Genomic DNA, 23282 nt, shown 5'->3' on the forward strand with positions numbered 1-23282 from the left:
GCCGTCACCGTCAGCTTGTCGTACTGCGAAGAGGTGGTGGTCTCGTCGGAGTCGACGTGCAGATAGAAGGTGAGGGTGGCCCGGCAGCCGGCCGGAACCGCCACCGACTGGGACAGCGTGTCCGTGTGCGCCGAACCGTAGCCGTCGAGCCACGCCTTGTACGAACCGCCGTGCGCCGCCTGACCGGTGTCGTTCGTGATGACACCGGTGCTCGCACTCCACACCGTGGCACCGGACTCGAAGCCCGGGTTGCCGAGCAGCTGCGCAGAAGTGCAGGTGCCACCCGAGGTGCCGACGGTCCAGGTGAAGGAGGCCGCGCCGGAGGCACCGGTGGAGTCGGTCGCGGAGACGGTCACGTTGTAGGTGCCGGCGGTGGTGGCGGTGCCGGAGATCAGGCCCGTGGAGGCGTTGATCGACAGGCCGGGCGGCAGTCCGGCGGCGGTGTAGGTGAGGCTCGCGCCCGCGCTGTCGCTCGCGTGGATCTGGAGGCTGGCCGCGCCGCCCGTCGCGGTGGACTGGCTGCCCGGGTTGGTGACGGTCACGGTGCTGCCGCCGCCGGTGCCGGCGCTGAAGGCGGCGGTGCCGTTCGGGGTGCCCCAGCCGGTCGGGCCGTCGTAGCCGGCGCGGGCGGTGCAGAAGTACGAGGTCGAGCAGGTGCCGTTGTTGCCGCTGGTGACGTCGTACAGGTTGGCGGTGTGGGAGTAGGGGTACTTCGCCGGGTAGTCGGACGCGCCCGGGGTGCCCGCGAGGGCATAGACGCCGGCGACGATCGGGGCGGCGGCGCTGGTGCCGCCGTAGACGGCCCAGCCGGAGCCGCCGTAGGTGTCGTAGACCGCGACGCCGGTGGCCGGGTCGGCGACCGCGGCGACGTCGGCCTCCATGCGCCGGGAGCAGCCGGTGTCGGTCTGCCAGGTCGGCTTCGGGTCGTACGCGGAGCAGCCGGAGCCGGTGCCTTCGGTGCTGTTGGTCTTCCAGACCGTCTCGTTCCAGCCGCGGGAGTTGGACGCGGCGGTGAGGGCGGTGCCGCCGACGGCGGTCACGTACTGGGAGGTCGCCGGGTACTCGGCGCCGTAGGCCTCGTCGCCGGAGGAGACGGTGATGGCGACGCCGGGGTGCTTGAAGTACTGGGTGTCCTCGGTGGTCTGGTTCGACGCCTCGGAGCCGCCCCAGCTGTTGGAGACGACCTTGGCGCCGAGGGCGACGGCCTCGTTCTCGGCGGTGCCGAGGTCGGTGTCGTTCGCGGAATTCGCCTCGACGAGGACGATGCGGCAGTTCGGGCAGACCGCGCTGACCATGTCGATGTCGAGCGCCTCCTCGCCCGCCCAGTCGGAGTTGTTGGCGGGCAGCGAGGTGGTGGAGCCGGTCTGGCTGACCTGCTTGAAGCAGCCGTTGGCCTTGGTGCAGGCGGACAGCCCGTACGTGGAGCGGTAAGTGGCGAGGTCCGCTTCGGCGTTGGGGTCGTTGTACGCGTCGACGATGGCGACGGTCAGACCGGAGCCGCCGGTCGAGGGCAGGTTGTAGGCGCTGTGCAGGTTGGCCGGGCTGAGGCCGGAGGGCGCGGCGGCGAGGGCGGCGGACAGGCTCTGCCGGATGTCGGTGCGGCGCTGGGCGAAGCAGGTGGCCCGGCCGGGTCCAGCGGCGGCGCACAGGTGCTCGGTGGGCACCTTCTGCCCGGCGGTGCCGGTGGAGCGGAAGGACTGCCGCCCGGGGTCGGTCAGGGCCTTCGCGTTCTGGGCGGCGGGGGTCGTGTGTGCGGCGGCGGGGGCGGTCCGGGCCGCGGTCGCCGGGTCCGCCGGCCGGGCGCCGGCCGCGGGGGCGGCGAGGAGTCCGGCGACGGTCAGGGCGAGGGCGGGCACGGCGACGGAGAGGAGCCGGCGCAGGCTCCGTCTCCGCTCGCTCGGACGTGGTTCACGCATGGGGTGCTGCCTCCATCGGTGGGTGACCGGGCAGGCCCGTGACGCGCGTAGCGGCGGCAGAGTGCGCAGTCATGAGCATGACATTGAGAACACCCTGCGATGCCGATGAGCGTGGCATGACAGGACGGTGCAGAACCTAACCGCGGCGCACCCCCCGCCAATCCTCCGGACGGAGTTCTTTGCCGCTCCATGAGCAGCGTTTAGCCCCCTCGTAGGAGGGGGCTGACGCGTAGATGAGCAGTAGTTGGAACGATCTAGGCCCAGAGCTGGCCGTGGAGGGTCTCGATGGCCTCCTCCGTCGTGGCTGCCGTGTAGACGCCCGTCGAGAGGTACTTCCAGCCGCCGTCGGCCACGACGAAGACGATGTCGGCGCTCTCACCGGCGGTCACCGCCTTGCGTCCCACACCGATCGCGGCGTGCAGTGCGGCGCCGGTGGAGACACCCGCGAAGATGCCCTCCTGCTGGAGGAGTTCACGGGTGCGGGCGACCGCGTCGGCCGAGCCGACCGAGAAGCGGGTGGTGAGGACGGAGGCGTCGTACAGCTCCGGCACGAAGCCCTCGTCGAGGTTGCGCAGGCCGTAGACCAGGTCGTCGTAGCGCGGTTCGGCGGCGACGATCCGCACGTCCGGCTTGTGCTCGCGCAGATAGCGGCCGACGCCCATGAGGGTGCCGGTGGTGCCGAGCCCGGCCACGAAGTGCGTGACCGACGGCAGGTCGGCGAGGATCTCCGGACCCGTCGTCGCGTAGTGGGCACCCGCGTTATCCGGGTTGCCGTACTGGTAGAGCATCACCCAGTCGGGGTGCTCGGCGGCCAGTTCCTTGGCCACCCGGACCGCGGTGTTGGAGCCGCCCGCGGCCGGGGAGGAGATGATCTCGGCGCCCCACATGCCGAGCAGGTCCCGGCGCTCCTGCGAGGTGTTCTCCGGCATGACGCACACCATGCGGTAGCCCTTGAGCTTGGCTGCCATGGCCAGGGAGATGCCGGTGTTGCCCGAGGTCGGTTCGAGGATGGTGCAGCCCGGGGTGAGGCGGCCGTCCTTCTCCGCCTGCTCGACCATGTGCAGCGCGGGGCGGTCCTTGACCGAGCCGGTGGGGTTGCGGTCCTCCAGCTTCGCCCAGATCCGGACGTCGGCGGACGGCGACAGCCGCGGCAGGCGCACCAGGGGGGTGTTGCCCACCGCGGCCAGCGGGGAGTCGTAGCGCATCGGTGATCAGGCCATGCCGCCCGCGACGGCGGGCAGGATCGTCACGGTGTCGCCGTCGCTGAGCTTGGTGGTGATGTTGTCGAGGAAGCGGACGTCCTCGTCGTTCAGGTAGACGTTGACGAAGCGGCGCAGCTTGCCGTCGTCCACGATGCGGGCCTGGATGCCCGTGTGCCGGGTCTCGAGGTCGGTGAACAGCTCGGCGAGGGTGTCCCCGGTGCCCTCGACGGCCTTCTGACCGTCGGTGTACTGGCGGAGGATGGTGGGGATGCGGACCTCGATGGCCATGGTGACGGGCTCCTGTCGGAAGTGATCGGGGTCGGTGCCCCGACGTGGACGGGTCGGAAGCTCGGGAGGCGCGCGGCGCCGGGTGGTACGCGGTCGGACGCGCCGCGGCCCACGGCCGTACGGCGGGCGGGTGTCGGCGTCAACAGATGGCGCTGGCCAGCCTGCACAGGTCGACGTGCAGCCGCGCCACGAGCAGCGTGCCCGGCGTCTTCTCGCTCACGTCGTGGAAAACCATGTCCTCATCGTATCGATTCCCCTCCCGCCTCCCCGAGTGTGATCCCACATCCCGGACGCATCCCGCCCACCGGTCAAGACGGCTCGGGCCGGGTCAGTACGCGGTGACGACCTTGACGTCCTCCTCGGCCACCTCGCCGTCCAGGATGCGGTAGGAGCGGAACTGGAAGGGGCCGGCGTCGTCGGTGTCCGCGGTGGAGACCAGAACGTAATGGGCACCCGGCTCGTTGGCGTAGGAGATGTCGGTGCGCGAGGGGTACGCCTCGGTCGCCGTGTGCGAGTGGTAGATGATCACCGGCTCCTCGTCGCGGTCGTCCAACTCGCGGTAGAGCTTGAGGAGGTCCTGGGAGTCGAACTCGTAGAACGTGGGCGAGCGGGCCGCGTTGAGCATGGGGACGAAGCGCTCGGGGCGCCCGGAGCCCACGGGCCCGGCGACCACGCCGCACGCCTCGTCGGGGTGGTCCTGCCGCGCGTGGGCGACGATCCGGTCGTACAGCTCCTGGGTGATGGTCAGCATGCCGGTCAGGATAAACAGAGGGGCCACCCCGTACCGATGGGCGGTACGGGGTGGCCCGGATGCCGGACGTCCTGAGCGGCGGCCGCAGAGAGTGCCACGAGTACCCGCTGCGGCCGGACGTCCGTGATGGTGGTCAGCCCACCTGCTCCAGCTCCGGCTCGGGCCGGCCGGTGACCTCGGGAGCACGGCTCCTGAGGACCAGCCAGCCGATGCCGAGCGCGACCGCCCAGCCCGCCATCACGTACAGGCAGACCCGGGAGTCCGCGTCGTAGGCGATCAGGCCGGTGACGAAGAGCAGGAAAACGATCGCGATGTACGAGCACACCGCACCGCCCGGTGCCGGGAACGACGACGCGGGCAGCCGTCCCGCGGCGACCGCTCGACGGTACAGGACATGACTGATGAGAATCATCAGCCAGGTCCAGATTCCGGCCGCGGTGGCCACGGAGGTGACGTAGCCGAACGCCTTCTCCGGGACGACGTAGTTGAGGACGACGCCGATGCCCATGAACGCGACGGAGACGGTGATGCCGAGCGCGGGGGTCCTGGTGGCGGACAGCCGGCTGAACGCCCGGGGCGCCTCGCCGCTGTCCGCGAGGGTGCGCAGCATGCGGCCCGTGGAGTACATGCCCGAGTTGCAGGACGACAGGGCCGCGGTGAGGACGACGAAGTTGACGATGCCGGCGCCGGCCGGAATGCCGATCATGGCGAACGCCTTCACGAAGGGGCTGACCCCCTCCGCGAACTCGGTCCACTTCACCACGCACAGGATGACGGTGAGGGCACCGACGTAGAAGAGCGCGATGCGCCAGGGCAGGGTGTTGATCGCCTTCGGGAGGGTCTTCTCCGGGTTCTGGGACTCGCCCGCGGTGACACCGACCAGCTCGACGGCGAGGTAGGCGAACATGACGCCCTGGAGGGTCATCAGGGAGGAGCCGACGCCCTTGGGGAAGAAGCCGTCGAACTGCCAGAGGTTGGAGACCGTGGCGGTGTCCCCCGCGGCGCTGAAGCCGAAGGTGAGCACACCGAGACCGATCACGATCATGCCGACGAGCGCGGTGACCTTGACCATGGAGAACCAGAACTCGATCTCGCCGAAGAGTTTGACCGAGATCAGGTTGGCGACGAAGAGGACGACCAGGAAGACCAGCGCGGTCACCCACTGCGGGACGGCCGGGAACCAGTAGTGCACGTAGATCGCGGCGGCGGTCAGCTCGGCCATGCCGGTGACCACCCACATCAGCCAGTACGTCCAGCCGGTGAAGTAGCCGAAGAACGGGCCGAGGAACTCGCGCGAGTACTCCGCGAAGGAGCCCGAGACGGGGCGGTACAGGAGCAGCTCGCCGAGCGCCCGCATGATGAAGAAGATGATCACACCCGCGAGGGCGTACATGAGGATCAGGCTGGGTCCGGCCTTGGCGATGTTCGCGCCGGCTCCCAGGAACAGTCCGACACCGATGGCGCCGCCGATCGCGATCATCTGGACCTGGCGGCTTCCGAGCCCGCGCTCGTACCCCTCTTCGGGGGCTTCGGTGACCTTCGTGGAGGCCATGTGATGTGCGCCTTTCTCCATGCCGACCCGGGCCTTTCGTCGGCCTCGGATCGGGTTTCGATCCCCCCGGATTGACTGGAGCTGTGCCTGGCCGGCGGTCGCCGGCTCGGTGGCGCACCCGGCGGGACATGGGTGGTGTCCGCCGGGCGGTCGTGAAGATCTATCACGGCCGCAACGATGATCACAGGTGCCGCCTGTGAGGCATACCACAGGAAGAACCGGACAAATTCGAACTCAAGATGACGGACGGGCCCGCCGTGGTGACGCGATCGTTATCCGGATTTGAGCGTCCTCTGAGCGAACGCGAAACCGGGATTGATCGGGACGGATCGGGACGTCAGGGCATCAACGTGGTGACCAGGGTCTCCTGGAGTCCGCCGAGCCAGAGGTAGGCCATCACCATCGGCTTGCGCGGGTCCTCGTCCGGCAGCCGGTAGAGCAGATCGGTGTCGTCCTCGTCGGTGATCTCCAGCCGGGAGCCGATCGCCAGGCGCAGGTCGTTGAGCGCGCCCAGCCACTGCCGGGACTCCCCCACGGAGAGCTTGAGGACCGCGCCGCCCTCGTCCACAGGCGCCAGCGCGTTCAGGCTGCGGACCACCGCGAGGGCGTTGTCCCGCTTGCCGGCCCGCAGGTCGTTCTCGGTGTAGCGGCGGAACTCGGCGGACCGGGCCAGCCGCTCCTCGGCGTCCTTGGGCGAGTCGGGGGCCCGCTCGGGGTCGCCGTACGCGTCCGGGAACAGCCGGCGCAGCACGGGGTCGGCGGGCGGTTCGCTCGGGCCCTCGGCGAACAGCTCGGCGAGCGGGTCGTCGGGGGCGTCCCCGCCCGGGCCGGGGCCGATCAGTTCGAGGAGCTGGACGGCCAGCGACCTGATGATCGAGATCTCGACGTCGTCGAGGGCGACGGCCGCGCCGCCGCCGGGGAGCGGTTCGAAGGTGCCTGGCATGAAGTCGGTCGCTACTTCCGGTCCTGCTGGAGGGTGGCCCACAGACCGTAGCCGTGCATCGCCTGCACGTCGCGCTCCATCTCCTCGCGACTGCCGCTGGAGACGACCGCCCGGCCCTTGTGGTGGACGTCGAGCATGAGCTTGGTGGCCTTGTCCTTGCTGTAACCGAAGTATGTCTGGAAGACGTAGGTCACATAGCTCATGAGGTTGACCGGGTCGTTGTGGACGATCGTGACCCAGGGGACGTCGGGCTCGGGGACGGCGAAGACCTCCTCCGCCGATTCGGTGCGTTCGATCTCTACGGGAGCGGGTGACGTCACATGGCCCATGCTGCCACGGGGCCCATAAATCGTCACACTGACGCGAAGGGGTGTAGCATCCGTTGCCATGAACACAGCGGACCTTGGGCTGCCGGTGGACGTGCCCTCCACGGCGCTCTTCACGGACCAGTACGAGCTGACGATGCTGCAGGCAGCGCTCAGGGCGGGCACCGCCGAGCGGCGCAGCGTGTTCGAGGTCTTCACCAGGCGACTGCCCCACGGGCGCCGCTACGGCGTCGTGGCGGGCACCGGGCGGGTGCTGGACGCGGTCGAGAACTTCCGCTTCGACCCGCCCGTCCTCGGCTTCCTGCGGGAGCGCGGGATCGTCGACGGGGAGACCCTCGAATGGCTGGCCGGATACCGCTTCCGCGGTGACGTCTGGGGCTATCCGGAGGGCGAGGTGTACTTCCCGGGCTCGCCGATCATGCGGGTCGAGGGCTCGTTCGCCGAGTGCGTGCTCCTGGAGACCGTGATCCTGTCGATCCTCAACCACGACTCGGCCATCGCGGCGGCGGCCTCCCGGATGTCCTCGGCCGCCGGCGACCGGCCGCTGATCGAGATGGGCGCCCGCCGCACCCACGAGCTGGCGGCCGTCGCGGCCTCGCGCGCCGCGTACGTCGGCGGCTTCGCGACCACCTCCGACCTGGCGGCGGGCTTCCGCTACGGCATCCCCACCGTGGGCACCTCCGCCCACGCCTTCACTCTCCTGCACGACCACGAGCGCGACGCCTTCCGCGCCCAGGTCGACTCCCTGGGCCGGGGCACCACGCTGCTGGTGGACACGTACGACGTCGCCGAGGCCGTCCGTACGGCCGTCGAGGTGGCCGGGCCCGAGCTGGGCGCCGTGCGCATCGACTCCGGGGACCTGCTGCTCGTCGCGCACCGGGTGCGGCAGCAGCTCGACGAGCTGGGCGCGGTCGACACGCGGATCGTCGTCACCTCGGACCTCGACGAGTACGCCATCGCCTCGCTGGCGGCGGCGCCCGTGGACGCGTACGGCGTCGGCACCCAGCTGGTGACCGGGTCCGGGCACCCCACCTGCTCCATGGTCTACAAGCTGGTCGCCCGCGCCGAGTCCGCCGATCCGAAGGAGCCGCTGGTGCCGGTGGCGAAGCGGTCCACGGGCGGCAAGACGTCCGTGGGCGGGCGCAAGTGGGCGGCGCGGCGGCTGGACGAGGACGGGGTGGCGGAGGCCGAGGTCGTGGGCACCGGGGCGGTGCCCGCCGAGCTCGTGGACCGGCAGCTGCTCGTGCAGCTCGTCAAGGGCGGCGAGGTCGTGGCGCGGGAGCCGCTGGACGTCGCGCGGGACCGGCACGCGGCCGCGCGGGCGAATCTGCCGCTGTCCGCGACCCAGCTGTCGCGGGGCGAACCGGTCATTCCGACGGAGTACGTGCGCTGAGGCTCCGCCGGGTCGGCCGTGACGTGCCGGTGCCGTCCTTCGGCCGCGGGCGCGTCGCGGCCGGTCGCGCGGTTCCCCGCGCCTCTTCGGGGCGCGTGCCGGGTCATGCCCCCTCCCGGAAGGGCGTCGGATTCTCTAGGCTCGTTACTTCACTCAGAGAAGGACACCGACCATGCGCCGCGCCTTGATCGTCGTAGACGTGCAGAACGACTTCTGCGAGGGGGGCAGTCTCGCGGTGGCCGGGGGTGCCGATGTGGCCGCCGCCATCACCGAGCTGATCGGCCAGGCCCCGGCCGGGTACCGGCACGTGGTGGCGACGCGGGACCACCACATCGCACCCGGGGGCCACTTCGCCGACAACCCGGACTACGTCCGCTCCTGGCCCGCGCACTGTGTCGCGGGGACGGAGGGGGTGGGGTTCCATCCCAACTTCGCGCCCGCGGTCGCCTCCGGCGCGATCGACGCCGTGTTCGACAAGGGGGCGTACGCGGCGGCGTACAGCGGGTTCGAGGGGGCGGACGAGAACGGGACCAAGCTCGGGGACTGGCTGCGGGCGCGGGAGGTCGAGGAGGTCGACGTGGTCGGCATCGCGACGGACCACTGCGTGCGGGCCACGGCCCTGGACGCGCTGAAGGAGGGCTTCCGCACGCGCGTCCTGCTCGACCTCACGGCGGGCGTGTCCCGGGACACGACGGACCGCGCCCTGGAAGACCTCCGGGAATCCGGAGCCGAACTGACCGGCAAACCGGTAGTGACCTGACCCACCCACGCCTCCGGCGGAGAGGCCCGGCGACCGAACAACCCACCCCGCCCCCTCCACCACCGCCGACCCCCGCCACCTCGGCCGGGCGCCGCTGCGGCGGGGAAGAGGGGCGGGCGAACCCGTCCCGTCCGAAACCCACCGCCACACACACCCCTCCGGCACCGCCGGTCTCCGCCGTCTCGGCTGAGCGCCGGTGCGGCGGAGAAGCGGGCGGGCGGGAGGACACGGCACCCGCCGAAAGGCTCCCCACCACCGATCCCGGCCCGACGGACATGGGACCCGTCGAAAGGCCCCCACCCCCACCTACGCCGCTCCAGCGCCGCCGACCCCCGCCACCTCGGCCAGGCGCCGCTGCGGCAGAGGAGGGGGCGGGCCGGAAGACACGGCACCCGTCAAAAGGCCCCCACCCCCACCTACGCCCCTCCGGCACCGCCGGTCCCGGCCGGTCTCGGCCGGGCGCCGTTGCGGCGGGGAAGAGGGGCGGGTGAACCCTCCCCGTCCGAGACCCCGACGCCACGCACGTTCCTCCGGCTCCGTCGGTCTCCGCCGGCTCTGCTGAGCGTCGGTGCGGCAGAGGAGGGGGCGGCTCGTCGGCCGGGGGCGTCGCTGGTTCGGGTGGGGTTCGGGTGGTGCTGGGCCCCCGGAGGGGGGTGGTCAGGGTTGGGGGGTCGGGCGGCGTAGGAGGGCTCTGATCGGGTGCCAGAGTTCTGGGGTCAGGGGGATGACACCGTTGTCCGGGGTCGTGCGCCAGAGCAGGCCGTCCGGGTGGTGGAGGACCGCCGTGATCTCGTCCGGCGTCGGCGGAGCGGCGTTGCCCCGCAGATAGATCGCCCGCATGCCGAGATTGCGCAGCCTGGTCAGGGCGCGCGCCCGGTTCTGGGCGTGTACGAGCACCCGCACGCCGCACGAACCGTCGGCGGCGGGGCTGGGCAGGTTCAGCGCCACCACCACCGTGCCGTTCGGCAGCTTGCAGAAACCTCCTGCGGCCATGCAGTCACACCCCCGTGCGTACCGGTGTCAATAAGAGAGTCACAGGACGCACCTAAACACGATCGGCGGCGACCCGCCAAGGGGGTCACCGCCGATACGCTTCTGACCTGCTAAAACGCGGACTACTTCACCGCGGGGCCAACTTCCAGCTCGATCGTCGAGCCGTCCTTGGCCTCCTTCTCGATCTTGATCTTGGTGTTGGTGTCAGTGATCTTGACACCGCCGGCCGGGTTCGACGCGTCGTAGTAGGTGTTGGTCCGGTCGTTGAAGACCGAGACCCCCTTCTGCGACGGCACCCGCACCGCGACACCCGCCTTGTGCAGCGTGATCGCGTCCGTGCGCTCCAGGGTGAACGGCGAGTCGTACGCCTGGAACCGGTTGCGCAGCAGCGTGCCGTCGGTCCACTTCAGCGCCGTCGGGTGCGAGTCGATCGGCAGGATCAGACCGGTACCGGGGTGGTCACCGGTGTTGTTGTCCGCCTGCGAGGTGTCCCACTTCCAGATCAACAGGCCGTTCTGGTACGGGATGTGCTCCACCCAGTCCGGACGCGTGTTGGAGAAGCCGAAGTTGTACGGGCCGACCTCAAGGGTCTTGTCGTACGACTCGTACTGGCGGTTCTCGGCGATGTAGTACTGCTTGTACTCCTTGGAGAAGGACGCGCCGATGCGCGAGAAGCCCGTGGCCTTCCACGCCGGGTCCGCGCTCTCCGCGTTGTCGGAGAACACCGCCGAGCCGTCCGCGGTCACCGTGATCTGGTCGGCCGCGAAGCCCTTCTGCGCCACACCGCCGTCGGTCTGGTAGCGGAAGCGGAGGTCGAACTTCTTGCCCGCGTAGGCGTCCAGCGAGTACGCCAGCTTCTTGTACGAGTCGATCGTGCCGGTGAGCGCCGGCTTGCCGCTGGCGTCGCGCGGGATCGCCTGGCCGTCCACCGTGCCGTCCAGCGCCGTCCAGTTGGCGCCGCCGTCCGTCGACACCTCGGTGTAGAGGTAGTCGAAGTCGGTCTCGATGTCGTACCAGCCGTCGAGGGTCAGCGTCGCCGAGGACTTGCCGGTGAGGTCGACCGAGCGGGTCAGGGTGTTGCGCAGGTCGTCACCGCTGCCGCTCCACCACTGGGTCGCGCCCTGGGCCGGGGTGACCACCTCGGTGGTGACGGCCCGGTCGGGCAGCGTGACCACCAGCGCCTGCTTGTGCTTGGTGTTGTACTCGGCCAGACCCAGCTTGTGCCACGACGTCACGCCGGCCTTGGCGGTGTCGTAGTTGAGCCAGCCCAGCTGGAGCTTGTCCCAGGCGTTCATGTCGCCGGGCAGGTTGCCGATGGCATCCTTGCCCGTGCCCAGCCAGGAACCGGACGACATCAGCGTCCAGAACCCGGTGGAGTTCTCACCGCCGTTGGTGTCGTACTCGTCCGGCAGACCGAGGTCGTGGCCGTACTCGTGGGCGAAGACGCCGAGTCCGCCGTTCTCCGGCTGGATGGTGTAGTCGCCGACCCAGATGCCGGTGTCACCGATCTGCGTGCCGCCGAGCTTGTTGCTGTCCGGGCCGGTGGCACCCGCGTCGGTGCCGAACGCGTACCAGCGGTGGGCCCAGATGGCGTCGGTGCCCTGCGCGCCGCCGCCCGCGGACTCGTCCTCGCCGGCGTGCACGATCTGGAAGTGGTCGATGTAACCGTCGGGCTCGTTGAAGTTGCCGTCGCCGTCGTAGTCGTAACGGTCCCACTGGTCGAACTGGGCGAGCTCGGTGCGGATCTCGGCCGCCGTGTCGCCCGCGGCCTCGCGCTGGGCGACCCAGGCGTTGACGCCGTCCTGCACGGCGAACCAGGCGGCGGAGTCGCCGGCCTTGTTGGAGCCGTAACGGGCCTCGTTGTAGGGGACCTTGACCCAGTCGGTCACTTCACCGTCGACCGAGTAGCGGCCCGAGGACTGCTTCTCGTAGTACTTCTTCAGCGACTCGGTGTTCTTGCCGGTCCCGAAGTACAGGTCCTGGTAGTGCGCCTGGTTGTAGTCCGCCTGCCAGTCCGTGCTGTTGTCCACCTTGCGGTCCGGCTTGGCTATCTTGTTGTGCAGCGGGCCGGGCGTGCCGCCGTAGCGGCTGTCCACCTGGTCGCCGAACTCGACCAGGATCGTGAAGATCTTGTCGGTCTTCTCACGGCCGAGTTCGACGTACTTGCTGTCGCCCTTCTTGCCCTTGAGCTGAACGACCCTCGAACCGTCACGGTCCTTGACCGTGGCCTTGCCGGATATGACCTGGCTGAGCGCTTCTTGGCGCTGAGCCTCCTGGGTCTTGCTCAGGGGGCCGTCGAAGTCGTGCTCCTTCTGGTTCACCGGCTGCGGGTCGTGCCGGTTCACCGCGGCGGGGTCCGCCGCCGTGCTCGCCTCGGCGACCGCGAAGGTCGCGAACGTGGCGGAGGCCGCCGCCAGCGCCACACCGATGGCAGCCGCCCTGAACGTCCAGCGTCTACTGGTCACTTGAGTTCCTCCCCCGCGCCGCGCACACGGAAGAAGGTGTCCAGATTCATGGAGGGGCCGTGTGCGCCTGATCCACGCGTGTAGTCAAGTGACGTCATTTGACTAGAGGTTTAGAAGAAAAGACAGACCTTGACTTGATCAGGTCAACTGCACTATGCGGAGTGGACGTTCGCTTTACGAACGCCTTGCGTGCCGCTCAACAGGCGCAAGAGGCCGCTCACTTGCCGGACCCCATGACTCCGTGCGCCCCCCATGCACCGGTACCGTGGGTGAGGTCGCGCTTACCGGCCGTTCCGCTCGGGCATGCACGCGAAGAGAGTCCCATGGTGGAACACCCCCGATACGTTCCGAGGACACGATAACCATGCCTCGTCCGACTGCCGCACAGCTCGTCTACGGTTCGTGCACCGTGATCTTCTCCACGCTCGCCATGCTGCTCCTGTCGCAGACGAGTTCGGGGCTGGGGATCTCGGTCATCGCCCTCGCGGCCCTCGCCCTCGGGCTCCTGGTCGCCATGACGGTGCCGTTGCCCAAGTCGCGCACGGCCGGGTCGGCGGCCCCCGGGCCCGCCGCCGCGGCGAAGGTCCCGGCGCCGCGGGAGCCGGTGGCCGCCGCGGTCGAGCAGGTGCGGGAGACCTCCGCCCCCTGATCCTCTCCCCCGAGTCGCAGACACCCGAAGCCGGCGGGTCCGTACCACTGACGGACCCGCCGGCTGCCTGTGTCCGGGGTGTCGGGCGTGCCGGACGCCGCCGGGCGGCTCAACCCGTCCTGACCACCACCGTCTTGGCCGCCTTGTCGTGCAGGCCCTGCTTGTAGGGCTTGTCGAAGAAGCTCCAGCCGCCGCAGATCGCGGTCCAGATGCAGGCGCAGCAGAAGGCGAACGGGATCCACAGCACGAGGGCGCGGACCAGTGAGGTCTGGGTGGAGGGCGTGGCGCCGTTGTCGAGGTTGGCCACGCGCATGCCGAGCCATCTCTTGCCCAGGGTCTGGCCGGTCTTGGCGATGAGGAAGGTGTCGTACGCGACGTAGAGGACGGCCGCGACGATCGACTGCGCGAAGGACTTGCCGACCTGGATGCGGTCGCTGTCGACCTGGTACTCATGGACGCCGAAGCCCCAGGTGACCAGCCAGACGACGATGCCGACGAGGATGAGGTCGATGATCCGGGCGAGCGTGCGCCGGCCGCTGTCCGCGAGCGGGGGCATGCCGGCGAGCGGGTCGGCGGGGTGGCCGCCGGCGTCGTAGGGGCCGCCGCCTCCGTAGGGCGGGGGCTGTTGTCCGCCACCGTCGTGGGGCGGGGGCGGCTGCCCGCCCGCGCCACCGCCCCCTCCGTACGGCGGGGGTTCACCGCCCTGGCCGCCGTACGGGGTGTCGTACGGCGAGCCAGGCCCCGGGCCCGGCGGGGGCTGCTTCCTGAACGGGTCGTCTTCGGGCGGCTGCTGTCCGGAGCCCGGGGGCGGTTCGGTGCTCATGGCCCGAGTGCACCGCGAACCCGGGGACACCGCATCCGACGGGCGGCCGTACGGAGTACGGATTCCGGTGGGCCGTACTCCGTACCGGGGGCGTGGCGGCCGGCGTACCGCTAGCGGCTCGCGACGAAGGTGTGGGCCGCCTTGTCGTGCCAGCACTGGTGCCAGGGGCGGTCGAAGAGGCACCAGAGGATGCCGACGACACCGATGCCGAGGAGTCCGGGGACGGTGTGGACGAGCCAGCGGCGCAGGGACCGGCCGAAGGTCGGGGGCTCGTGGGCCTCGATGTCCCGGACCTCGATGCCGCACAGCCTCTTGCCGAGGGTGCGGCCCCAGCGGGCGGTGGGCAGCACCTCGTAGAGGAGGCCGACCACGAGGAGGACGGCGACGACGACACCGAGGTAGGCGCCGGTGGTGCCGTCGAGCAGCCAGACGGTGACGGTGCGGCCGGAGAGCTTGGCCGCGTCGATCTTCCGCTGCACGTGGTCGACGGCCCGGGTGGTGAAGGGGACGGCCACGGCGGCGGTGACGGCGCCGACGACGACGTAGTCGACGAGGCGGGCGGCCAGGCGCCGGCCGAGGCCGGCGGGGCGGGCGGCCGCCTGGCGGCGGGCCGCGGCCTGGAACACGTCCTCCACCGGGGGCTTCCAGGGGGCGACCTGCTGATCGTCGCCACCGGCCAGCCGGTGCACCTGCTGCGCCCACGACGACTGCCCGCCGCCGGGCCCCGCGGCCATGGGCGACCCACCCTGCGCGGGCACACCCCCCGCCTGCGCGACCCCCGTCCCCACAGGCCCTTGCACCCCGAACCCCGCGGCCCCGGCCCGCCCGGACCCCTGCCCCGACGCACCGGGTCCACCGGGAGCCCCCGGGGACCGGCCCGCTCCGGGGGCCGCGGACCCCGGCGCGCCGAAGCCCGCGGCGCCCGGCCCGCCCTCGGCGGCTCCCGCCGCCCCGGCCCCGCCGAACCCACTCGCCCGCCCCGCACCGTCACCGGTACCACCGGCGCCCGGCACAGCCGCACCAGCAGGCAACCCCGCTCCGGCGGACGCGTTGCCAGGGGCTCCGAAGCCAGCGGGCGCCGGACCGCTCGCGGCGCCGCCCGGTACCCCGGGCCGCCCAGGACCCTGCCCATCGGCACCCGCACCCGCGCCGGGTGACCCCGCTCCAGCGGGCGCATTGCCGGGAGCCCCGAAACCGGCGGACGCCGGACCGCTCACGCCACCGCCCGGCGCACCGGGCCGCCCTGAACCCTGTCCCGCGGAACCGCCGGGGACCGGCCCGGTGCCGTCGGGGGTCCGGCGGAAGGTCATCGTGCCCTCGTCCGCCGCCGGGCCCGCCGTGGGGCGCCGGAAGACGAAGGTGTTCGGGGAGGAGGCCTCGGCCGGATCCGCGGGCGGGATCGTCGCCGTACCGTCGGTGTGCGGGGAGTGGCCCTGCGGCCCGGACGGGTTGTCCGCCGGGAGTCTCGGGTCCGTGCCCCAGGACACCCGGCGATCGTGGTCGCCGCCGAAGCCCGACTGCCGGGCCCGGTCGGCGCCCCACGCGGACTGCGGCTCCGGCTGCGGGTCCTCGTCGAAGAAGTGCGGCCCGGTCTCCTCGACCGCGGGCACCGCGGGACTCGCGCCCGGCGGCGGCACGAGCGGTTCACCGTCCCTCGGCGCCGGCCGGCTGGTGCCCGGCACCCAGGCGGCACCGTTCCAGTACCGGACGTATCCGGGGATGGACGGGTCCGGGTAGTAGCCCTCGCGGGGCCTGTCGTCACCGGGGGCCGGGGTTGGGGCGCTCATGTCCGTCGTCCCGTATCTGCTCGGGGGTCGTCTGGGGGCCACCCACATCTATCAGACCCGGGCTGCCGCCACGGCCAGTCCCGCAGGACCCACCCCTTTCCGGGCAACGCCGTGCACGCCCTTCACCGGTCCGGGAAAAAACTTTTCAGGAACCCGCGTAATGCTCGCGGCCGAACCCGCTCTCCCTCTGTACGGGCCCATCCGCAGGGGCCGTACACCTGTCCGAGAGAGGAACGGCACAACATGCACTACACCGTGGTGGAGCGTGAGCTGGAGCTCAGGCTCATCCTGTCCCCCGAGCGCAGCATCCCGGTCCCGGCCCGGCTGAGCTACCGCGCCGACGACCCCTACGCCGTCCACATCACCTTCCACATCAACTCCGAGCAGCCGGTCCACTGGACGTTCGCCCGCGAACTCCTGGTGGAGGGGGTGTTCCGGCCGTGCGGGCACGGCGACGTGCGGGTGTGGCCGACGAAGTCGCAGGGCCGCAGCGTGGTCCTGATGGCCCTCAGCTCCCCCGACGGGGACGCCCTGCTCGAAGCGCCGTCCGCCCAGGTGTCCGCCTGGCTGGAGCGGACGCTGCGGGTGGTGCCCCCGGGGTCCGAGGGCGAGCAACTGGGCATCGACGACGCGCTCGACCAGCTGCTCGCCCAGTGACCCGGGGCGGATCACGGACGGAACGTCAGAACAGCTTGCCCGGGTTGAGGATGCCGAGCGGGTCGAAGACCTGCTTGACCGCCCGCTGCATCTCCACGCCCACCGGGCCGATCTCCCGGGCGAGCCACTCCTTCTTCAGCACGCCCACCCCGTGCTCACCGGTGATGGTGCCGCCGAGTTCCAGGCCGAGCGCCATGATCTCGTCGAAGGACTCGCGGGCCCGCCGGGACTCGTCGGGGTCCTGGGCGTCGAAGCAGACGGTGGGGTGTGTGTTGCCGTCGCCCGCGTGCGCGCACACCCCGATGGTCAGCCGGTACTTCTCGGCGATCCGCTCGACGCCCTCCAGCATCGCGCCCAACCGGGAGCGGGGCACACACACGTCGTCGATCATCGTCGTGCCCTTGACCGCCTCCAGGGCGGTGAGGGAGAGCCGGCGCGCCTGGAGGAGCAGCTCGGACTCGGCGAAGCTGTCGGCGGGCACCACCTCGGTGGCGCCGGCCGCCTCGCACAGGGCGCCGAGGGCGGCCAGGTCGGGCCCCGGGTCGGGGGTGTCGAAGGCGGCCAGGAGCAGTGCCTCCGTGGTCTCCGGCAGTCCCATCTGCGCGAAGTCGTTGACGGCCTTGACCGTCGTACGGTCCATGAGTTCGAGGAGGGACGGCGCGTGTCCGCCGGCCATGATCCGGCAGATCGCGTCGCAGGCCGCCGCCGCGGAGGCGAACTCGGCGGCCAGCACCAGCTGCTGCGGCGGTTTGGGCCTGAGGCCGAGGACCGCCCGCACGACGATGCCGAGCGAGCCCTCGGACCCGACGAACAGGCGGGTGAGGTCGTACCCCGCCACTCCCTTGGCCGTGCGCCGGCCGGTGGACATCAGACGGCCGTCGGCGAGCACGACGTCCAGGCCGAGCACGTACTCGGCCGTCACCCCGTACTTGACGCAGCACAGCCCGCCGGAGGCGGTGCCGATGTTGCCGCCGATCGTGCACATCTCCCAGCTGGAGGGGTCGGGTGGGTAGTAGAGGCCGTGTTCCTCGACCGCGCGGGAGAGCGTGGCGTTGACGACGCCCGGCTCGACGACCGCGATCCGGTCGACGGGACTGATCTCCAGGATGCGGTCCATCTTGGTGAGGGACAGCACGATGCAGCCCTCGGAGGCGTTGGCCGCGCCGGACAGTCCGGTGCGGGCGCCCTGGGGTACGACCGGGATCCGCAGGGCGGTCGCGGTGCGCATGACGTGCTGGACCTGTTCGACCGTGCGCGGGAGCACGACCACGGCCGGGGTTCCGGCCGGGCAGAAGCTCGCCATGTCGTTGGCGTACGAGGTCGTGACGTCGGGGTCGGTCAGGACCGCCTCCGCCGGCAGGCCCGTGAGGAGCCGGTCGGTCAGGTTGCCCTGGGTTTCGTCGCGTACAGCTTCGATACGGCTCATGATCACAGCGTCGCACCGGGGGCCATCGGTGTGAACCCCATCGGGGGCACGCCTTGCGGTGTCACGATGTGGTCGTCATATCGACGCACAGTGAGCGGCATGAAGAAGCAACAGTCCGCGCCGGGCACGTCCCTGGTGGCCGCGTCGCCGGGCCGCCGCCCCCGTCTGCTGCGCCGGGTGCTGGTCGCGGTGGCCGCCGGTGGGGCGGCGGGCGCCGCCGCCTTCGCCGCCGTGCTGGCGCTGGTGCCACAGGACGAGCACACCCCCGCCAGGCCGCCGGCGCCGGGTCCGAAGGCGCGGGCGGCGACGTCGGTCACGGCCGGGGTGCCGGCCGCGCTGCCCGATCTGACGGCGGTGATCACCGACCGGGAACGGTATCTGCGGACCCGCCCGGGGGACGCGCCTGCGTGGGCGGTGCTCGGCACGGCCTATGTGGAGCGGGCGCTGCGCACGGCCGACGCGGCGGACTACCCGAGGGCCGAGCGGGCGCTGGACAGTTCGCTGGAGGCGCGGGGCGAGCGCAACACCGAGGCGCTGGAGGGGCTGACCGCGCTGGCGAACGCCCGCCGGGACTACGGCGAGGCCAGGCGCCGCGGTGAGCAGGTGCTGAAGCTGGAGCCGAAGCGGTGGTCGGCGTACCCGCCGCTGATCGAGGCGTACACGGGCCTCGGCGACTACAAGGCGGCCCGCTCGGCGCTGGACGAGCTGATGGGGCTGCGCGCCGGGGACGAGGCACGGCCGGCCGTGATGGCGCGGGCGGCGGCCGTCTACCGCGACCGGGGCTGGCGGGAGGACGCGACGGCGCAGCTCACGGATGCCGCGGCGGCGGCGCGCACCCCGGCCGAGCAGGCGGCGTATCTGGAGCGGACGGGGCAGCTGTCCTGGGAGCGCGGGGACCGGGAGGACGCGCTGCGGCACTTCGAGGCGGCGGTACGGCTGGACCCGGACCAGTCGGCGGCGTTCGCCGGACAGGGCAGGGCGCTGGCCGCGCTGGGCCGCACGAAGGAGGCGCTGGACGCCTACACCCGCGCGCTCGCCGGCCGGCCGAGTCCCCAGTACGCCCTGGAGCTGGGCGAGTTGTACGAGTCGCTGGGCAAGGAGCGGGAGGCACAGGCGCGTTACGGCCTGTTGCGGGAGCGGGTGGAGCGGGAGACGTCGGGCGGGGTCGACGACGCGCTGGTGCTCGGGCAGTTCGAGGCGGACCACGGTGATCCGCAGGAGGCGGTGCGGCTGCTGCGGGAGGAGTGGGAGCGGCAGCCGGGGATCGAGGTCGCGGACGCGTTGGGCTGGGCGCTGTACCGGGCGGGTGAGCCGCAGGAGGGGCTGGGGTTCGCGAAGCGGGCGACGGACAAGGCGAAGGGCGGTGGGGTGCGCAGCGCGCTGTACGTGTTCCACCGGGGTGTGATCGAGCGGGAGCTGGGCGACGACGCGCTCGCCCGGCGCCATCTGAAGGAGGCGTTGCAGATCAACCCGTACTTCTCGCCCGAACGGGTGAAGGAGGCGCGGACGGCGCTGGACGATCTGGGTGAGGTCCCGCAGGAGCCGGCGCCCGTGTGGTGAGCGGGCGGGGTCCGGCGCCCGGGGGTGGCGCCGGACCCCTTCGGGGGGTGGCTCAGAGGTTGCCGCGTCGTTCCTGTTCGCGCTCGATGGCCTCGAACAGGGCCTTGAAGTTGCCCTTGCCGAAGCCCATGGAGCCGTGCCGCTCGATGATCTCGAAGAAGACGGTCGGGCGGTCCTGGACCGGCTTGGTGAAGATCTGCAGCAGATAGCCGTCCTCGTCGCGGTCGGCGAGGATCTTCAGCTCGCGCAGGGTGTCGAGGGGGACGCGGGTGTCGCCGACCCAGGTGCCGAGGGTGTCGTAGTAGCTGTCGGGGGTGTCGAGGAACTCGACGCCCGCGGCCCTCATGGTGCGTACGGTCCGCACGATGTCGTTGGTGTTGAGCGCGATGTGCTGGACGCCGGCGCCGCCGTAGAACTCCAGGTACTCGTCGATCTGGGACTTCTTCCTGGCGACGGCGGGCTCGTTGATCGGGAACTTGACCTTGAGCGTGCCGTCGGCGACGACCTTGGACATCAGCGCGCTGTACTCGGTGGCGATGTCGTCGCCCACGAACTCCTTCATGTTCGTGAAGCCCATGACCTTGTTGTAGAAGCCGACCCACTCGTTCATGCGGCCGAGTTCGACGTTGCCGACGCAGTGGTCGATCGCCTGGAAGGTGCGCTGGGCCGGGGGCTCGACGAGCGGCCGGGCGGCGGTGTAGCCGGGCAGGTAGGGGCCGTCGTAGCCGGAGCGGTCGACGAGGGTGTGGCGGGTCTCGCCGTAGGTGGCGACGGCGGCGAGGACGACGGTGCCGTGCTCGTCCTTGACCTCGTACGGCTCGGCGAGGGAGCGGGCGCCGTGCTCGACGGCGTAGGCGTGCGCGGCGCGGGCGTCGGGGACCTCGATGGCGAGGTCGACGACGCCGTCGCCGTGCTCGGCCACGTGTCCGGCCAGGAAGCGGCCCCAGTCGGTGGCGGGCTTGATGACGGAGGTGAACACGAAGCGGGCGGAGCCGTTCTCCAGCACGTAGCTCGCGGTCTCGCGGCTGCCGTTCTCCGGTCCGGAGTAGGCGACCAGGGTCATGCCGAAGGCGGTGGAGTAGTAGTGCGCGGCCTGCTTGGCGTTGCCCACGGCGAAGACGACCGCGTCCATTCCCTTGACCGGGAAGGGGTCGGCCTGCCGGGCGGTGTCGGGAGTGTGGTGTGTGGTCTGCGTCATGCCCGAAGCGTGACCCTGCCCTGCAAGGTGCGCAATAGTCTGCGTATTCACTGGACAACATGTTCAGCAGTACGGCCGTATCGACGGCCTTTCTGTACAGGATGACCTGCGGGGAGTGAGCGTGGCGATCGATCATCTGGACGGGCGCATCATCGTGCTGCTCGCGCGGGAGCCGCGGATCGGGGTCCTGGAGATGTCGCGGCGGCTGGGGGTGGCGCGGGGCACGGTGCAGGCGCGGCTCGACCGGCTTCAGTCGAATGGAGTGATCCGCGGATTCGGTCCGCAGGTCGATCCGGCGGCCCTCGGCTATCCCGTGACGGCCTTCGCCACGCTCCAGATCCGGCAGGGCCAAGGGCCGGACGTGCGGGCGCACTTGTCGACCGTGCCGGAGGTGCTGGAGCTGCACACCACGACCGGCACCGGGGACATGCTGTGCCGGCTGGTGGCCCGCTCGAACGCGGATCTCCAGCGGGTGATCGACCTGGTTGTCGGTTTTGATGGCATCGTCCGGGCCTCCACGGCGATCGTCATGGAGAACCCCGTTCCGCTGCGGATCATCCCGCTGGTGGAGCAGGCCGCGCTGCACGAGTGAGCCGAGGGGGGTGAGCCTCCGCGGGGGACCGGGCCGGGACCAGGCCGCCGACCAGGGGGTGACCGCGTGAGCTTCTGGGAGTTCCTGACCACCCGTCACCAGCAGCTCCTCACGGACGCCTGCGGACACGCGGGCGTCGTCCTCCCGTGCGTGGTGGTGGCGACGCTCGTCGGGGCCGCCGTCGGCGTCGTCGCCCACCGCGGCGCGTGGGCCGCCCGCCCGGCCGTGCTCGGCACCTCGACCGTCCTGGCCGTTCCGTCCCTGGCGGTGATCGGCCTGCTGGTCCCGCTGGTGGGCACGGGTGTGCCGCCGACGGTGATCACCCTGATCCTGTTCGGGCTGCTGCCGGTGGCGCGCAACACGGTCGTGGGCCTGCGCGGGATCGACCCGGCGCTGGTGGAGACGGCCCGCGGCATCGGCATGTCCCGCTCGACGCGGCTGCTGCGGGTGGAGCTGCCGCTGGTGTGGCCGCCGGTCCTGACCGGTGTCCGGGTCTCCACGCGGATGCTCATGGGCATCACCGCGATCGCCGCGTACGCCTCGGGGCCGGGGCTCGGCAACGAGATCTTCCGCGGTCTCGCGTCCCCGGACAGCGGCGACGCGCTCGATCAGGTGCTCGCCGGCACGCTCGGGATCGTCGTCCTGGCCCTGCTGTTCGACGCCGTGTACGTCCTGATCGGGCGGCTGACCATTTCCAGGGGGATCCGTGTCTGAGACCGGCGCCACGGGCGCGACCGTCGAGCTGGAGAACCTCACCAAGCGCTACCCGGGCGGTCCGGGGCCCGCCGTCGACGGCCTGAGCATGGAGATCGGGGCGGCGAGACCGTCGTCCTCGTGGGTCCGTCCGGGGCGGGCAAGTCCACCGTGCTGAAGATGATCAACCGGCTGATCGAGCCGACCGGCGGCCGTGTCCGCATCAACGGGCAGGACGTCACCGGCATCGACCCGGTGCTGCTGCGCCGCGAGGTGGGCTGGTCGGCCCGGTCCGCCGGTCTGTTCCCGCACATGACGGTCGCCCAGAACATCTCCCTCGTCCCGCGGATGGCCGGCTGGTCCAGGGCGCGGACCGGGGCGCGGGTCGAGGAACTGCTCGACCTCGTCGGCCTCGACCCGGCCGGGTTCCGGGACCGTCATCCGCGTCTGCTCTCCGCCGGGCAACAGCAGCGGGTGGGCCTGGCGCGGGCGCTGGCCGCCGATCCGCCCGTGCTGCTGATGGACGAGCCGTTCGGCGCGGTCGACCCGGTCACCCGTGGCCACCTCCAGGAGGAGCTGATCCGGCTCCAGCACGAGCTGCGCAGGACGATCGTCTTCGTCACCCGCGACTTCGACGAGGCGATCAAGCTGGGCGACCGGATCGCGGTGCTGCGGGAGGGCTCGCGCATCGCCCAGTTCGACACCCCGGAGGCGATCCTCACCCACCCGGCGGACGAGTTCGTCTCCGGGTTCGTCGGCGCGGGCGCGGCGCTGAAGCGACTCGACCTCACCCGCGTACGGGACGTGCGGATCAGCGGCTGTCCGGCGGTGACCGTGGACACCCCGCTCCAGGAGATCGTCGACCGGCTGCGGGGCAGCGGCACCGGCGAGATCCTGCTGCTCGACCGGCGCGGCCGGCCCTACAAGTGGCTGCGGCGCGGGGACCTGACGCGGGCCGGGGGTTCGCCGGCCCGCGCGGGCACACTCGTCCACGGCCACGTGTCCGGGGACGCGACGCTGCGGGACGCGCTGGAGGCGGTGCTCATGGACGGCGCCGGCCGGGTCGCGGTCACCGGGCGGCACGGTGAGTACACCGGGGTCGTCGACATGGAGACGCTGGTGAACTCGGTGCACGAGCTGCTGGAGGCCGACCGGCTGGGGGCACTGGAGCACCGGCGCACGCTGGAGGAGACCCGCGGCCGGCGGATCCGCACGGAGCAGGAGGGCGCGGTGGGAGGGGCGAGGGCATGAGCGCGCCCGAGCCCACGGACGACACGGGGGTGCCCGAGCCCGCGGACGGCATGCGGG

At 71.5% G+C, this 23282-nt stretch carries 21 protein-coding genes and 1 pseudogene; 8 read left to right on the forward strand and 14 right to left on the reverse strand.

Translation table 11 applies throughout. The features are described 5' to 3' along the window. From AB0F77_RS26590 to clpS, 8 genes are all read right to left on the reverse strand, one after another. Positions 1 to 1916: putative Ig domain-containing protein (locus tag AB0F77_RS26590; protein ID WP_361953652.1), on the reverse strand; the 1916-nt coding region annotated here is incomplete at its 3' end. A gap of 254 nt (positions 1917 to 2170) precedes the next feature. Then, positions 2171 to 3121 carry a cysteine synthase gene (locus AB0F77_RS26595; RefSeq protein ID WP_361953655.1) on the reverse strand — a complete coding sequence of 317 codons (951 nt, stop codon included), beginning with the start codon at positions 3119 to 3121 and terminating at the stop codon, positions 2171 to 2173. A gap of 6 nt (positions 3122 to 3127) precedes the next feature. Beyond that, entirely contained in the window at positions 3128 to 3406 is a 279-nt protein-coding gene (locus tag AB0F77_RS26600) for a MoaD/ThiS family protein (RefSeq protein ID WP_361953658.1), read from the reverse strand. Between the two features lie 139 nt (positions 3407 to 3545). Further along, positions 3546 to 3641: a putative leader peptide gene (locus tag AB0F77_RS26605; RefSeq protein ID WP_328363763.1), complete on the reverse strand. Its 96-nt coding sequence runs from the start codon at positions 3639 to 3641 to the stop codon at positions 3546 to 3548. 93 nt (positions 3642 to 3734) lie between these two features. Continuing rightward, the gene (locus AB0F77_RS26610; RefSeq protein WP_361953662.1) at positions 3735 to 4157 is read right to left on the reverse strand and encodes a M67 family metallopeptidase; all 423 of its coding nucleotides are present in this window, start codon (positions 4155 to 4157) and stop codon (positions 3735 to 3737) included. A 133-nt stretch (positions 4158 to 4290) separates the two neighbouring features. Further along, positions 4291 to 5709, reverse strand: coding sequence for an amino acid permease (locus AB0F77_RS26615; RefSeq protein WP_361953665.1), 1419 nt, complete (start codon positions 5707 to 5709; stop codon positions 4291 to 4293). A 337-nt stretch (positions 5710 to 6046) separates the two neighbouring features. Beyond that, entirely contained in the window at positions 6047 to 6652 is a 606-nt protein-coding gene (locus AB0F77_RS26620; protein WP_361953668.1) for a DUF2017 domain-containing protein, read from the reverse strand. Between the two features lie 11 nt (positions 6653 to 6663). Next, positions 6664 to 6981: an ATP-dependent Clp protease adapter ClpS gene (gene clpS / locus AB0F77_RS26625; RefSeq protein ID WP_142152253.1), complete on the reverse strand. Its 318-nt coding sequence runs from the start codon at positions 6979 to 6981 to the stop codon at positions 6664 to 6666. A gap of 58 nt (positions 6982 to 7039) precedes the next feature. On the opposite strand from clpS, the gene AB0F77_RS26630 reads away from it, so the two are divergent. Further along, positions 7040 to 8371 carry a nicotinate phosphoribosyltransferase gene (locus AB0F77_RS26630; RefSeq protein ID WP_361953672.1) on the forward strand — a complete coding sequence of 444 codons (1332 nt, stop codon included), beginning with the start codon at positions 7040 to 7042 and terminating at the stop codon, positions 8369 to 8371. A 172-nt stretch (positions 8372 to 8543) separates the two neighbouring features. Next, positions 8544 to 9131, forward strand: a complete 588-nt coding sequence (locus AB0F77_RS26635) for an isochorismatase family protein (protein ID WP_361953675.1) — start codon at positions 8544 to 8546, stop codon at positions 9129 to 9131. Positions 9132 to 9788: 657 nt separating this feature from the next. On the opposite strand, the gene AB0F77_RS26640 is transcribed toward AB0F77_RS26635, so the two are convergent. Continuing rightward, a complete protein-coding gene (locus AB0F77_RS26640) occupies positions 9789 to 10124 on the reverse strand; it encodes a hypothetical protein (RefSeq protein ID WP_361953678.1) in 336 nt (111 codons plus the stop codon). Positions 10125 to 10246: 122 nt separating this feature from the next. Next, positions 10247 to 12589, reverse strand: a complete 2343-nt coding sequence (locus AB0F77_RS26645) for an immune inhibitor A domain-containing protein (protein ID WP_361953681.1) — start codon at positions 12587 to 12589, stop codon at positions 10247 to 10249. Between the two features lie 364 nt (positions 12590 to 12953). Here AB0F77_RS26645 and AB0F77_RS26650 point away from each other — a divergent pair, with 364 nt between their 5' ends. Further along, the gene (locus AB0F77_RS26650; protein WP_361953684.1) at positions 12954 to 13238 is read left to right on the forward strand and encodes a hypothetical protein; all 285 of its coding nucleotides are present in this window, start codon (positions 12954 to 12956) and stop codon (positions 13236 to 13238) included. Positions 13239 to 13347: 109 nt separating this feature from the next. Here the strand turns inward: AB0F77_RS26650 and AB0F77_RS26655 are convergent, their stop codons facing one another. Continuing rightward, the gene (locus AB0F77_RS26655; RefSeq protein WP_361953687.1) at positions 13348 to 14061 is read right to left on the reverse strand and encodes an RDD family protein; all 714 of its coding nucleotides are present in this window, start codon (positions 14059 to 14061) and stop codon (positions 13348 to 13350) included. 110 nt (positions 14062 to 14171) lie between these two features. Then, a complete protein-coding gene (locus AB0F77_RS26660) occupies positions 14172 to 15848 on the reverse strand; it encodes an RDD family protein (protein WP_361953690.1) in 1677 nt (558 codons plus the stop codon). Between the two features lie 243 nt (positions 15849 to 16091). On the opposite strand from AB0F77_RS26660, the gene AB0F77_RS26665 reads away from it, so the two are divergent. Beyond that, entirely contained in the window at positions 16092 to 16505 is a 414-nt protein-coding gene (locus AB0F77_RS26665; RefSeq protein ID WP_361953693.1) for an SsgA family sporulation/cell division regulator, read from the forward strand. Between the two features lie 25 nt (positions 16506 to 16530). Here the strand turns inward: AB0F77_RS26665 and AB0F77_RS26670 are convergent, their stop codons facing one another. Beyond that, a complete protein-coding gene (locus AB0F77_RS26670; protein ID WP_361953696.1) occupies positions 16531 to 17937 on the reverse strand; it encodes an FAD-linked oxidase C-terminal domain-containing protein in 1407 nt (468 codons plus the stop codon). A 93-nt stretch (positions 17938 to 18030) separates the two neighbouring features. Between AB0F77_RS26670 and AB0F77_RS26675 the strand changes: the two genes are divergently transcribed. Beyond that, positions 18031 to 19491: a tetratricopeptide repeat protein gene (locus AB0F77_RS26675; RefSeq protein ID WP_361953699.1), complete on the forward strand. Its 1461-nt coding sequence runs from the start codon at positions 18031 to 18033 to the stop codon at positions 19489 to 19491. Positions 19492 to 19543: 52 nt separating this feature from the next. Here AB0F77_RS26675 and hppD read toward each other — a convergent pair whose 3' ends face one another. Beyond that, complete coding sequence (hppD, locus tag AB0F77_RS26680; protein WP_361953702.1) at positions 19544 to 20689, reverse strand: 4-hydroxyphenylpyruvate dioxygenase; 1146 nt, start codon at positions 20687 to 20689, stop codon at positions 19544 to 19546. 121 nt (positions 20690 to 20810) lie between these two features. Here hppD and AB0F77_RS26685 point away from each other — a divergent pair, with 121 nt between their 5' ends. From AB0F77_RS26685 to AB0F77_RS26695, 3 genes and pseudogenes are all read left to right on the forward strand, one after another. After that, positions 20811 to 21281 carry an Lrp/AsnC family transcriptional regulator gene (locus AB0F77_RS26685; RefSeq protein ID WP_361953705.1) on the forward strand — a complete coding sequence of 157 codons (471 nt, stop codon included), beginning with the start codon at positions 20811 to 20813 and terminating at the stop codon, positions 21279 to 21281. 66 nt (positions 21282 to 21347) lie between these two features. Then, positions 21348 to 21995 (forward strand): ABC transporter permease, encoded by a 648-nt coding sequence (locus tag AB0F77_RS26690; RefSeq protein WP_361953708.1) that lies wholly within the window; start codon positions 21348 to 21350, stop codon positions 21993 to 21995. Continuing rightward, a pseudogene (locus AB0F77_RS26695) lies at positions 21988 to 23225 on the forward strand (ATP-binding cassette domain-containing protein). The gene AB0F77_RS26690 and the pseudogene AB0F77_RS26695 overlap by 8 nt, the downstream one beginning before the upstream one ends. Positions 23226 to 23282: the final 57 nt, after the last annotated feature.

Source organism: Streptomyces sp. NPDC026672, assembly GCF_040638185.1.
In the GTDB taxonomy this organism is placed as follows: Bacteria; Actinomycetota; Actinomycetes; order Streptomycetales; family Streptomycetaceae; genus Streptomyces.

Excerpts from the sequence above, each read along its gene's own strand:
- AB0F77_RS26595 (WP_361953655.1), bottom strand. The coding sequence starts at position 3,121 with ATGCGCTACGACTCCCCGCTGGCCGCGGTGGGCAACACCCCCCTGGTG.
- AB0F77_RS26600 (WP_361953658.1), bottom strand. The coding sequence starts at position 3,406 with ATGGCCATCGAGGTCCGCATCCCCACCATCCTCCGCCAGTACACCGAC.
- AB0F77_RS26605 (WP_328363763.1), bottom strand. The coding sequence starts at position 3,641 with ATGGTTTTCCACGACGTGAGCGAGAAGACGCCGGGCACGCTGCTCGTG.
- AB0F77_RS26610 (WP_361953662.1), bottom strand. The coding sequence starts at position 4,157 with ATGCTGACCATCACCCAGGAGCTGTACGACCGGATCGTCGCCCACGCG.
- AB0F77_RS26615 (WP_361953665.1), bottom strand. The coding sequence starts at position 5,709 with ATGGCCTCCACGAAGGTCACCGAAGCCCCCGAAGAGGGGTACGAGCGC.
- AB0F77_RS26620 (WP_361953668.1), bottom strand. The coding sequence starts at position 6,652 with ATGCCAGGCACCTTCGAACCGCTCCCCGGCGGCGGCGCGGCCGTCGCC.
- clpS (WP_142152253.1), bottom strand. The coding sequence starts at position 6,981 with ATGGGCCATGTGACGTCACCCGCTCCCGTAGAGATCGAACGCACCGAA.
- AB0F77_RS26630 (WP_361953672.1), top strand. The coding sequence starts at position 7,040 with ATGAACACAGCGGACCTTGGGCTGCCGGTGGACGTGCCCTCCACGGCG.
- AB0F77_RS26635 (WP_361953675.1), top strand. The coding sequence starts at position 8,544 with ATGCGCCGCGCCTTGATCGTCGTAGACGTGCAGAACGACTTCTGCGAG.
- AB0F77_RS26640 (WP_361953678.1), bottom strand. The coding sequence starts at position 10,124 with ATGGCCGCAGGAGGTTTCTGCAAGCTGCCGAACGGCACGGTGGTGGTG.
- AB0F77_RS26650 (WP_361953684.1), top strand. The coding sequence starts at position 12,954 with ATGCCTCGTCCGACTGCCGCACAGCTCGTCTACGGTTCGTGCACCGTG.
- AB0F77_RS26655 (WP_361953687.1), bottom strand. The coding sequence starts at position 14,061 with ATGAGCACCGAACCGCCCCCGGGCTCCGGACAGCAGCCGCCCGAAGAC.
- AB0F77_RS26660 (WP_361953690.1), bottom strand. The coding sequence starts at position 15,848 with ATGAGCGCCCCAACCCCGGCCCCCGGTGACGACAGGCCCCGCGAGGGC.
- AB0F77_RS26665 (WP_361953693.1), top strand. The coding sequence starts at position 16,092 with ATGCACTACACCGTGGTGGAGCGTGAGCTGGAGCTCAGGCTCATCCTG.
- AB0F77_RS26675 (WP_361953699.1), top strand. The coding sequence starts at position 18,031 with ATGAAGAAGCAACAGTCCGCGCCGGGCACGTCCCTGGTGGCCGCGTCG.
- hppD (WP_361953702.1), bottom strand. The coding sequence starts at position 20,689 with ATGACGCAGACCACACACCACACTCCCGACACCGCCCGGCAGGCCGAC.